Source organism: Capnocytophaga sp. oral taxon 324 str. F0483 (assembly GCF_000318315.2).
Taxonomy (GTDB): Bacteria; Bacteroidota; Bacteroidia; order Flavobacteriales; family Flavobacteriaceae; genus Capnocytophaga; species Capnocytophaga ochracea.
In genome coordinates, this window is the sequence record NZ_KB291521.1 from 91,288 (window position 1) to 102,679 (window position 11,392).

Sequence of the window (11,392 nt, forward strand, 5' to 3'; positions counted from 1 at the left end):
AGTTAACTCAATAACTTCTCGGGCATTTTGCTATTGTTTCTAATTTCAATTTTCTGTTTTGTTAAGATCTTCTAACACTGAATCAAAGAACAACAACATTTCGTGAGCGTAGTATTTGCCGTATTTGTTGAAAGTTGCTTGTGTTTTAGTATCGGGTTTCCAATCGAAGAAAGCGTGATTGGCACCTCCTACTTGTATATACTCCACCCTCTGACCGGCTTTGGAAAGGGTACGTTCGTAAGCTTTGACCTCTTCATCTTTTATAAGTCCATCTTCTGAACCTCTAAACAACAATTGGGGTACTGCTCTTTTAGAAGCCTCTGGAATACTGTTGATAGGTGCAATTTCGTTTAAATAAGGATAGTCTTTAAAGCGATGGGTAAAGCATTTCAGAACGAAATACTCCATAGCTGGGTGCAGCAGCTTTGATAGCTTTAGCCAACTCATTGCGCACTTGTGCCACAGTTTTCCCTTTAGGCATATAGGTAGGCATAAATTCGTAAACACCTTGCGTTTTACCAAAACCTCTATCGCCTATGCGTTCTACAAAATTTGCTGCTGAAGCCGATAAATGTCCTCCCGCACTATCGCCCGTAAGAAGTAACTTACTGCTATCGCCTCCGTATTTAGCAGCGTTTTCAGCAATGTGTAACAAAGCCCCATACACATCTTCTATAATTTGGTGCAATTGAGTAGGAGTACTATCTCCGTCAAGTTTGTCTATCCAGCGATAATCAATGTTGAAAACCACATATCTGCCACTGTTTGCTAGTTCGCGTGCCAAACCTCTCATCACCGATTCAGTATTGGAGCTCCAGCCACCTCCGTGAATAATTACGATACAAGGTAGATTTTGCTTACCTTTAGGACTATATACATCGTATTTCAGCGGTTTTACTCCCGGTTTAGCATAAACAATATCTTGCACTACTTTCAGATTAGCTTCCGCTTTTTTAGGTATAAAACAAGCTCCTACATTCATATCTTTGTCTACTTTCACTTTGAACTCAGGTGTAGATTGTTCATAAAACATAGCTCCCCACTGTTCTGGTAAAGAGTAATAGCCACTATCAAAAATATAGCCAGTGGCAGGAGTTGCTTTGAGTGTAAGAATCGTGCCTGCTTTTACCATTCCGTCTTTAGGCAAAGTAGGGCTAATAGTATACGAACCATTACGTGCCTCATCAGGCGTTACTTTGAATTTGTTTTGTGCTTGTAGCCCTACAACAAATAAGGTTATAGCACTGAATAGTATGTATTTTTTCATATATAAATAAATTAGTAATTTTACTTTTTATGACTTTTGTACTTAGCGTTGCGAACATCTTTGATTACATCTTTCCAATTGTCAGGTATTTGGATAGACAACAAAGCTAAAGGTTCTACTTTATCTGAGATAATCTTTAATAAGGCTTGTTCGAAAGTATAAAAGTTGGGCAAAAAACTATCGACTTTGTATTAATGACTAAAATAATATTCTAATACTTTTAGCTTAAAAATATATTGATATTTAGCTTTAACAAAATCGTTTTGAGCATTCTCATACTGATATTTAGCTTGACTAAAATCAAAAGTATTCATTAAACCTACATTATGACGCTCTTGCGCATAACTAAACGCCTGTTGTTTTGCTTGTACCGTCTTTTCACTTGCTTCATATAGCTTTTTAGCATTCGAAGCATCGTTATAGGCTTGATAAATGTTCTTCTCAGAAGTAAGTTCTGCTTGTTCTTTAGCAAATTGACTTTTTAAAAAATTTAATCGCTGGCGTTTTACAGTTCCTAAAGTTGAAAATCCGTTAAAAATAGGAATATTAAGCGATAACCCTGCATACATACCTTTATTTGCATCAAGCTGTTGCCAAAAATCTTGCGATTGATTCTTACTCCATCGTGAACTATAACCCCATTGAGCAGAAAGACGTGGTGAATAAGCCGATTGTGATAAGCGCAAACTATTTTGAGCTACTTGCATATTTGCTTCGGCTAATTTTACATCGCTCATTACCTCTTTGGCACGCTCATAAATCTCTTCAGGAGTTTTATTAAGAATATCAGCAGAAGGTTGCTCGAAAGCACTATCTGCAATATCAAAATCTCGATAGTTTTTTAACAAAAGTAATTGTGCCAAACCCATTTTGGCAATAAAGAGAGCGTTTTCGGTTGCTATTATTTGCTGTTCTTGTGTGAGCAGTTGTGCTTCGGCTTCATAAATATCTCCTTTGGGTAAAGATCCTGCACCAATAAGTTCACGGGTGCGCGTTAAACTTTCCTTTGAAATTTCTAACTGTGCTTTCAAATTCTTGATTTGTTCTTTATTGCTCAACACTTCAGCATAGGCATTGATAATCATCAGTATTATATCGTCTTTCATTTTATCTAACTGATATTGAGAAGCTATACGATTAAGTTCCGCCTGATGTAACTTGCGCCAATTTTGTAGTCCTGCAAAAAGAGTAAGGTCTACGCTTACTCCTCCTGATGCCGATTGAAAGAAAGCATTTTCAAACTGATTGGTTACAGGATTGATATTTTTTCCCTCATTTAAGTTATAAGATGCATTGCCATTCACTGAGGGCAAGAAACCTGCTTTGGCTTGCATTTTATCAATATCTGTGGCTTTTAAATCTATTTCCGATTGCTTAATAGATAGGTTATTTTCTTTGGCATACTGAATACAGTCGCTTAATGTCCACAGTTTTTGTGCTACTACTGAAAAAGGCAGTAAACAAAGTAAAAAAAATAACTTTTTCATCATTTTGTTCTATTCAATAAGTTTGATATTATATATAGTTCCTGAATTATTATACATACAAAGTAATTCGTTCTTAACTATTTATCATTACAAAAAATACCTTGTTGGGACGCACTGCCTAACAAGGTATTTCTTTTTACCGTTTGTCCTCAATACCAAATTCTTTCCATTGTGTTTGAGGAATATCAATTTTTATGAGTTTTTTAATGAAAGATACTTTACTTTCTATTTCGGTAATAGTCTTACTAAGCTCTTGAGTCTTAGTTTTGAGGTCAGCTTTGAGCTTTTCTTGTTCACTGTTGAGCGTTTCCATCTTCTTGCGGAGTTCTTCGAGCTTAGTAATGTCTTCGGCCTTCACACCCAAAGGCAATTTGTCATTACGACCTTTTAACCCGTCAATCATCACTTGTGATTCGACTAAATTGGTTGAATAAGTTTTCTTTGCCATAAGATTGTCAATTAAATTTTATGAAATAATTACTTGTTTTATTTGTTTCCTATATAGGAAATCGTTTTACTGAGATAGTTTTTTCAGTTCCCAACATAGGAAATCATTTTTCCGAGATAGTTTTTTTAATTCTCTATATAGAAAATTGTTTTCCCCAGATACTTTTCCCTTCTTTTATATAAGAAGCAGAAAAAGTATTTTTTGAGATTTATCTGCAAAGGTATGTATTATTTTTGAATAAACAAAAGAAAAAGATTATTTATTGTAGAAAATCTTTCATTAATAGAAAAAAATGTGATAAATAAGAAAACTTTTCATATCAGTTGAGCCAACCGCTGAGTAAGGGCTTTACGGCTGTATTGTTCTACTTCTTTAGGGTTGGTTTTAAGTGTTTTATGTTGGAATTGATGATAGAACTCTACTATTTTGGCTTTCATCTGAGAGGCATCGGTATATCCTACAAAAGTACCTGTTTGTGTTTCAGTGAGAATAGGTGTAACATCCCAGTTATGAGGTCCTATGGCGAGAATAGGTCGCCCCGAAATCATATATTCAAACAGTTTACCCGGAATAATACCTTGTGTTTCTTCGGAATCTATTTCGATGAGCAACAATACTTGCGATTGCTTTTGCAAACCAATAGCTTCTTGATGGCTAATATAACCTTTATTAATATAATAAGGTGTAAGTCCGTTATGGCGAATATCTTCTTCGATTTCTTCACTTACTTTGCCTGCAAAACAAAGTGTGAAATCTTCGGCAAAATGAGGTTCTTCGCGTACTAATTCGGCTAATATTTTCCACAGTATTTTGGGGTTTCTATCTGATAATAAGGAACCTATGTGCGAAATAAGGAATTTATTGGATAGGGGAGGAGTGATTGTTTTTTCCTCGTCGTAACCATTGGTAATCACCTCAATAGGAGTATTGGTAAGCTGCTGAAAGTCTTTTTGCGTCTTGAAACTGGTTGTAATCACCAAGTCTGATTGTTGTAACACTTCTTTTTCCCAATAATGCTGACGTTTATCTGCCCATTTAGTAAGGCGTAAATCTTTGTAATAACCAATAGTTGTCCACGGGTCGCGGAAATCGCTAATCCATTTGAGGTGAGGAATTTGTTTCTTTAACTCATAACCTATAAGGTGTATGCTGTGGGGAGGCGAAGTGGTGATGATAGTTTCTATCTGGTTTTCTTTTATAAACTTATTCAGATACTTTATAGAAGGTTTTACCCAGAATTTGCGAGCATCGGGAATAAAGAAATTACCACGTATCCAAAGTAATACTTTATCTAAAATAGAAACTTTTTTACGCGGAATGATACCCGAACTAATTTTTTGGGTTTTCTTTTTAGAGAATAACGAAGCCCAAGCATAAGGTTCCCATATAGGATGTTTGATAATTTGTATATCGGTAGGCAAATCGTTTCCTATTTCATTATCGATGATAGGATAAGTTGGGTTTTCAGGAATATATACAATAGGTTCTATATTAAAATCTCGTAAATATTTTACAAATTTTAACCAACGTTGTACACCAGGTCCGCCAGCAGGCGCCCAATAATAAGTGATGATAAGTACCTTTTTCATATCTTTTTCCCTATCTGTTATTTGACATAATATACATTATAACCATTTTACAAATAGGTGTTTTTTTTCTATGAAATAACACCGCTACCCACTAATTCATCTCCGTTGTACCAGGCAGCAAATTGTCCCTCAGTAACAGCACTTTGAGGTTCTGAAAAATGAATATACAAACCGTTTTCGACTTTATATAAAACCGCTTTCTGTAATGGCTGACGATAGCGTATACGTACCATAAACTCTTTCGATTCATATATTTTTAATGCCAAATCTTCGCGAATCCAATGTTCATCAGGGGCTGCGATAAACAAAGCACTGCGGAACAATCCGCGATGAGTGTGTCCTTGTCCTGTATAGATGATATTCTTCTCGATATCAGTTTCTATAATGAACAAAGGTTCTTTGGTTCCTCCCACATTTAAGCCTTTGCGTTGCCCTTTGGTGAAATAATGAGCTCCTTGATGAGTACCTACTTTTTTACCGTCTTTAGGTTGATAAACAAAACGTTGTGACAAATACTCCAATTCGTCTTCATAAGTTTCAAAAGTGCGTGGCATATCAAAGTCAGTATATCCTTTCCAATCATTGGAGATTTCAATAATATCGCCTTGTTTGGGTTGTAATTTTTGTTGTAGGAACTCGGGCAAACGCACTTTTCCTACAAAGCAAAGTCCCTGAGAATCTTTTTTATCAGCAGTTATCAAATCTTGAGCTTTGGCAATGGCTCTCACTTCCGATTTCTGCAATTCTCCAATAGGGAAAAGTGCTTTACTAAGTTGGTCTTGTGAAAGCTGACATAGGAAATACGATTGGTCTTTATTTTCATCTTTCCCCGATAGTAACCGATAGATTTTTTTACCATTTATCTCTATTTCTTCTTTGCGACAATAGTGTCCCGTTGCTACGTAATCAGCACCTAAACTAAGGGTGAGCTTCATAAAGACATCAAACTTGATTTCTCGATTACACAACACATCGGGATTGGGCGTTCTGCCGTGTTCGTATTCATTGAACATATAATCGACAATACGGGCTTTGTAGGGCTCACTCATATCCACCGTTTGAAATGGAATACCAAGCTTTTCGGCTACTAAAAGCGCATCGTTACTATCTTCTAACCAAGGACATTCATCTGAAATAGTAACCGAATCATCGTGCCAATTCTTCATAAAAAGGCCTATCACATCATAACCTTGTTCTTTTAACAAATAGGCTGCTACACTACTGTCTACCCCTCCGCTAAGTCCTACTACTACTCTTTTCATTTTATCCTTTCTTTAGGTTCTTCTTTTTGTAAAAATATAATACCAAAAGCATTACCAATATCAAAAGCAATAATGGATACACAAATACTTTTACTTGCCAACTGCTGGCACTTTCGGCTACTTTTTCCTTGTCTAAGAAAGCCAATTGTACTTTCTTATTGCGCAAACTCAAAAACTCAGTATCGTCTAAGAGGTAATTTAAAGCATTCTGCAAAAAGGCTTTATTATCATAATATTTGTTTGTCCATTTATCAAAACCGAGTTCTAAGGGGATATTATTTTTGCTATCTATATCGTTTTTGATAATATCGCCATCAGCCACTACAAGCATTTTAGTAGGTTTGCTTCTATCAGCTTTTTCTTTAAGGTCTATGGGACGAATACGGTCTTTATAAACTGAGTTAAACTCACCTTCCAAAAGCACTGCTAATGGAATATTTCCGTGTTTGTAGGCTTCTTTATTCTGGTTATTGGGGTCAATGCGCAAGTTAATTTCACGTGGAGTACCATCCGCTTTTGAAAAAGGTGAACTAGCGAGAAGAACTGTTTTCTTCACACCGTTTTTCAGCGTGTCGATGCTATTGGCAAACTGAAGCCTTACTGCGTCTAAATGGTTGTTGATAAGGTGATTATTACCTGAAAGCACCAGCGGATTATACACCCAAGGGATAGGCATATAACGGGTTTGAGAGCCGTCACCAGTAGCTACTATAATTTCGGAGAAGTACAAATCGTTTACCAAAGTGTAATTGATACGGAAACCATATTGGAAAAACATATCGGTAAGGTTTAGATTGACGGGCATTGCCATTGTCATTCCGCCTGTTTTGTACATATCTTCTAAGAAAACCGCTACATTGTCTATCAGCCATAGAGCACGACCGCCATTCATTATATATTGGTCTACCACCTGCTTTTGGGCATCGGTGAAAGGCTCAGTAGGCTTAGGCACGAGCAGTAAATCGAATTTTTCGAGGTCGTGTAGAGTCTTCTCGGGGTTGGTAGCCACTGAATCGAGGGTAAAAGGTGCTATAAAGTAGTATTCGTGCGCTGTTTTGAGGAAGTCGGCCATATAGATATCTTTCAGCGCACCGTTATTTCTGAGTACTGCGATTTTCTTCTTCTTGTCCAACGTAAACTTATAGAGCGCATCAGTAAAATTGTATTCCAATTTCTGTACTGAGTTCTGTACCTGCTCTTGGTCGGTAGAGCCGAGTTTGTTCACGAAGAGACGAACGCGCTCACTCTTCTTGCCATCGCTAATCACTGCCCAAGGGAAAATATACTCAATAGAAGATTTTCCCGCTTCATTTTGGGTGATTTGCAGGGGCTGATAGCCATTATTTATCAGTTCTTGAATCACACTTTCGGGGTGCTCCTCCCCTTCTAATGGATTTACAAAATTGACGATAATGTTGTTATTGGCAGCAGCATACTCGTCTAATAACTGAATTGTTTCAGTCTGTAATTTCTTAAATTCGGTAGGGATATTGCCTTTGAGCAATACATCAATCACGATAGGATTCTGTATTTTAGCAAGTGTTTTCTTGCTCACCTCAGAGAGCGTATAACGTTTGTCTTGTGTGAGGTCTATCCGCGTGTGCCATTGTTTGGCGATATAATTGACTGCAAGGAGGCATACTAAGGCTATAACTACCTTGCTAATAGAGTTTTGAAAGAGTTTTTTCATCGTTTGTAGGCTTTGAGTGATAAGGTAGTGAGATATATGAAAAATGAGATAACAGAGAGGAAATACACGATATTTCGGGTGTCGAGCACTCCCCTACTGATAGCATCGAAATGCGTTTGGAAGCCTACCCCGCCAAAATCTTCGGGGGCTACAAAGGCAATAAGTTGGTCGATACCAAAGAAGAAAAAGAAGCATAGAAAGGCAGCTAACACAAAGGAAATGATTTGGTTACTACTTATAGACGACGCCCATAAGCCTACTGAGGCAAAAGCGGCTACCAGCAAAAACAAGGCTATGTAAGACCCCACAGTGCCTGCTATATCTAAGTTGCCTACGGGGTTGCCCAACACCCATACCATATAGACGTACAGGGCTGACGGCAAAAGGATTACAAAGAGTAAGAAGAGAATACCCAAGTACTTGCCGAGCACCATTTGCAGGGTGCTGACCGGTTTGGTGAACAAAAGGGCTAACATACCGCTTTTTTTCTCTTCTGAGATGCTTCTCATCGTAAGGGCGGGTACTAAAAAGACGAAAACCCAAGACGAAAGCCTAAAAAAAGGCAACATATCGGCAAAACCAGCATTGAAAATGTTGTAATCTGTTTTAAAGACCCATAGGAACAAGCCGTTGAGTACGATAAAGAGCCCAATGATAGTAAAACCAATGGGCGAAGTGAAGAAATAACGGATTTCTTTTTTGAATAGTGCGTACATTTTTATAGTTAAGAGGTAAGAGTTAAGAGATAAGAGGTAAAGAGTTATGATTACTTACCTTTATTCTTAGTGATTTTTCAGCGTGCAAAATTACGAAAATAATATGATATTACCACTATAGGGGTAATAAAAGTTAGTAACAATTATCATATTTTCAAGAGTATTGGTTTCTTATTGTAGAAAATGTAATGCAAATTTTATCCTCTTTACTCCCTTTATAATATTGTAAAAGTAAAAAATATAAGTGATGTATTTTTTCTTTTTGCCTTCTCCCCTAACCCTCTAAATGCCGTTTTAAACACGTAGAATTAAGTTTATCGAATGAAAAAATTTCATATTTACAAGAAAAGTCAAGCTCTGACAAAGCTCGCATTTTGGGAGCATATAGGCTTCCCATTAGTAGCTTTATAAAAGAACATTTATAAGTGTGACAATATTTTTTTATCAAAAAATTTTGTGGTTTATAAAAATGTCGTATATTTGTAAACTGAATGTAATAACAGAAAAACTCAACACTAAAACAGAAGAATTTTTAATATGGAAATGACAAAAGATGATTTACACAATGCCCTGAAACACTACTTTGGGTTTGAAGCGTTTAAAGGGCATCAAGAAGAAATTATTACCAGCGTGATTAACAAAGAGAACACCTTTGTTATTATGCCTACAGGCGGTGGTAAATCATTGTGTTACCAATTACCTGCCTTAGTCTTGGAGGGAACTGCTATTGTTATCTCTCCGCTTATCGCTTTGATGAAAAACCAAGTAGATGCTATGCGTGGTATTTCGTCAACCGATAGTATTGCCCACGTGCTCAACTCTTCGCTTACTAAAAATGAAATTCGAGAGGTAATGGAAGACATCAGTGCAGGCAAGACTAAATTGCTATACGTTGCCCCCGAGTCGCTTATCAAAGAGGAATATGCTAACTTTCTCAAAACAGTACCTATTTCCTTTGTAGCGGTAGATGAGGCGCACTGTATCTCGGAATGGGGACACGATTTCCGTCCTGAGTACCGCAATATTAGAACCATTATCGAGCGTTTGGGCAGTAATATACCTATTGTAGCGCTTACTGCTACGGCTACTCCTAAGGTACAAGAAGATATTTTGAAGAACTTAGGAATGCAGGAGGCTAACGTGTTTAAGTCGTCGTTCAACCGTCCAAACTTGTATTACGAGGTACGCCCTAAAACTAAAAATGTAGATGCCGATATCATTCGTTTTGTGAAACAGAACAGTAAAAAATCTGGGATTATATACTGTCTCAGCCGTAAAAAGGTGGAAGACCTCGCACAAACCTTACAAGTAAACGGCATTTCGGCAGTGCCTTATCACGCAGGATTAGATGCCAAAACACGCGCCAAACACCAAGATATGTTCTTGATGGAAGAAGTAGATGTGGTAGTTGCAACTATTGCTTTTGGTATGGGTATTGACAAACCCGATGTGCGCTTTGTAATTCACCACGATATTCCTAAAAGTATAGAGAGTTACTATCAAGAAACCGGACGTGCCGGTCGTGATGGTGGTGAAGGGCATTGCTTGGCTTTCTATTCCTATAAAGATGTAGAGAAGCTCGAAAAATTTATGATAGGCAAACCTATAGCCGAGCAAGAAATAGGACAAGCGCTCTTGCAGGACATTGTAGCTTACGCTGAAACCTCTAGTTCACGCCGTAAATTTATCTTACATTACTTTGGCGAAGAGTTTGACGAGGTAAATGGTGAAGGTGCTAATATGGACGATAATGTACGTTTCCCTAAAGAAAAGAAAGAAGCCAAAGACGATGTGGTGAAATTGCTAAACGTAATTATTGCTACCAAACAGAAATTTAAAGCTAAAGAGATTGTAAATACGCTTATTGGAAAAGTAAGTGCTATTATCAAAGCACACCGTATTGACGAACAAGAGTTCTTTGGTATTGGGAAGGAAAAAGACGATGCTTACTGGATGGCACTCCTCCGTCAGGTAATGGTAAACGGACTCATACGTAAAGATATAGAAACTTACGGAGTGATGTTTATCACCGATAAAGGAAAAGAGTTTTTAAAAGATGTACCTTCATTTATGATGACTGAAGATCATAGTTATGAAGAAGAACCAGAAGATATCAACAGTGCTAATGCCGTAGCAGCCGACCCTGTACTTCTTGAAATGCTCAAAGATTTGCGTAAGAAAGTAGCCAAACAAAAAGGGGTACCTCCGTTTGTGGTATTCCAAGACCCTTCGCTAGAAGATATGGCTCTCAAATACCCTATTACTATTCAGGAACTTACTAATGTACACGGTATAGGGGAAGGCAAGGCTAAGAAATATGGTAGTGAGTTTGTAAAGCTCATTGAGCGTTACGTAGAAGAGAATGACATTGTGCGCGCTGAGGATTTAATAGTAAAAACTACCGGGTCTAACTCAGCTTTGAAATTGTTTATCATTCAGAATATAGACCGCAAATTGCCTTTGCCTGACATCGCACAAGCCAAAGGATTGGAAATGGATGAGTTCCTCAAAGAAATGGAACAAATAGTATACAGTGGTACCAAGCTGAATATCGATTATTGGGTGAATGAAATCTTTGATGAAGAGCAACAAGAAGAGCTTCACGAATACTTTATGGAAGCTGAAAGTGATAAAATATCGTTAGCCTCTAAAGAGTTTGCCGGTGATTACGAAGATGATGAACTAAGAATCTACCGATTGAAATTTATTAGTGAAGTAGCGAATTAATATGAGAAGTTTTACATTTAACCTATAATAAAATAAGTAAGTTAGATTAAATAAAGTGTCTGAGAGTTAGCTATAATTTCTCAGACACTTTTTTTAGTGAAAACGGTGTGAGCCACACAAGCAGGTGTGAGCCACACGGACAGGTGCGAGCCGCACAGGCAGATAAACAAATAACGAACAAATGACGGTGCGAGCCGCACGGGCAG

General features: G+C 37.4%; 8 protein-coding genes and 1 pseudogene. 1 reads left to right on the plus strand and 8 read right to left on the minus strand.

Annotated elements, in window-relative coordinates; all coding sequences use genetic code 11:
- Positions 1–45: 45 nt before the first annotated feature.
- The 8 genes and pseudogenes from HMPREF9072_RS05990 to gldF form a co-directional block, all read right to left on the minus strand.
- A pseudogene (locus HMPREF9072_RS05990) lies at positions 46–1,267 on the minus strand (alpha/beta hydrolase).
- A 20-nt stretch (positions 1,268–1,287) separates the two neighbouring features.
- On the minus strand, positions 1,288–1,440 hold the full coding sequence (locus HMPREF9072_RS12355) for a hypothetical protein (RefSeq protein ID WP_009750511.1): 153 nt from the start codon (positions 1,438–1,440) through the stop codon (positions 1,288–1,290).
- Positions 1,441–1,458: 18 nt separating this feature from the next.
- Positions 1,459–2,757: a TolC family protein gene (locus tag HMPREF9072_RS05995; protein ID WP_009750512.1), complete on the minus strand. Its 1,299-nt coding sequence runs from the start codon at positions 2,755–2,757 to the stop codon at positions 1,459–1,461.
- 133 nt (positions 2,758–2,890) lie between these two features.
- Positions 2,891–3,202 carry a hypothetical protein gene (locus HMPREF9072_RS06000; protein ID WP_002672015.1) on the minus strand — a complete coding sequence of 104 codons (312 nt, stop codon included), beginning with the start codon at positions 3,200–3,202 and terminating at the stop codon, positions 2,891–2,893.
- A 314-nt stretch (positions 3,203–3,516) separates the two neighbouring features.
- Positions 3,517–4,791, minus strand: coding sequence for a glycosyltransferase family 4 protein (locus HMPREF9072_RS06005; protein WP_009750513.1), 1,275 nt, complete (start codon positions 4,789–4,791; stop codon positions 3,517–3,519).
- 68 nt (positions 4,792–4,859) lie between these two features.
- Entirely contained in the window at positions 4,860–6,053 is a 1,194-nt protein-coding gene (gene mnmA / locus HMPREF9072_RS06010) for a tRNA 2-thiouridine(34) synthase MnmA (protein ID WP_009750514.1), read from the minus strand.
- Between the two features lies 1 nt (position 6,054).
- Positions 6,055–7,743: a gliding motility-associated ABC transporter substrate-binding protein GldG gene (gene gldG / locus HMPREF9072_RS06015; RefSeq protein WP_009750515.1), complete on the minus strand. Its 1,689-nt coding sequence runs from the start codon at positions 7,741–7,743 to the stop codon at positions 6,055–6,057.
- Complete coding sequence (gene gldF / locus HMPREF9072_RS06020) at positions 7,740–8,459, minus strand: gliding motility-associated ABC transporter permease subunit GldF (RefSeq protein WP_009750516.1); 720 nt, start codon at positions 8,457–8,459, stop codon at positions 7,740–7,742. The genes gldG and gldF overlap by 4 nt, the downstream gene beginning before the upstream one ends.
- 537 nt (positions 8,460–8,996) lie before the next feature.
- Here gldF and recQ point away from each other — a divergent pair.
- Complete coding sequence (gene recQ / locus HMPREF9072_RS06025; protein WP_009419726.1) at positions 8,997–11,186, plus strand: DNA helicase RecQ; 2,190 nt, start codon at positions 8,997–8,999, stop codon at positions 11,184–11,186.
- Positions 11,187–11,392 lie beyond the last annotated feature (206 nt).

Bases quoted from the DNA above. Each gene is read 5' to 3' on its own strand.
- HMPREF9072_RS06000 (WP_002672015.1), bottom strand. From the start codon at position 3,202: ATGGCAAAGAAAACTTATTCAACCAATTTAGTCGAATCACAAGTGATG.
- HMPREF9072_RS06005 (WP_009750513.1), bottom strand. From the start codon at position 4,791: ATGAAAAAGGTACTTATCATCACTTATTATTGGGCGCCTGCTGGCGGA.
- gldG (WP_009750515.1), bottom strand. From the start codon at position 7,743: ATGAAAAAACTCTTTCAAAACTCTATTAGCAAGGTAGTTATAGCCTTA.
- recQ (WP_009419726.1), top strand. From the start codon at position 8,997: ATGGAAATGACAAAAGATGATTTACACAATGCCCTGAAACACTACTTT.
- gldF (WP_009750516.1), bottom strand. From the start codon at position 8,459: ATGTACGCACTATTCAAAAAAGAAATCCGTTATTTCTTCACTTCGCCC.
- mnmA (WP_009750514.1), bottom strand. From the start codon at position 6,053: ATGAAAAGAGTAGTAGTAGGACTTAGCGGAGGGGTAGACAGTAGTGTA.
- HMPREF9072_RS05995 (WP_009750512.1), bottom strand. From the start codon at position 2,757: ATGATGAAAAAGTTATTTTTTTTACTTTGTTTACTGCCTTTTTCAGTA.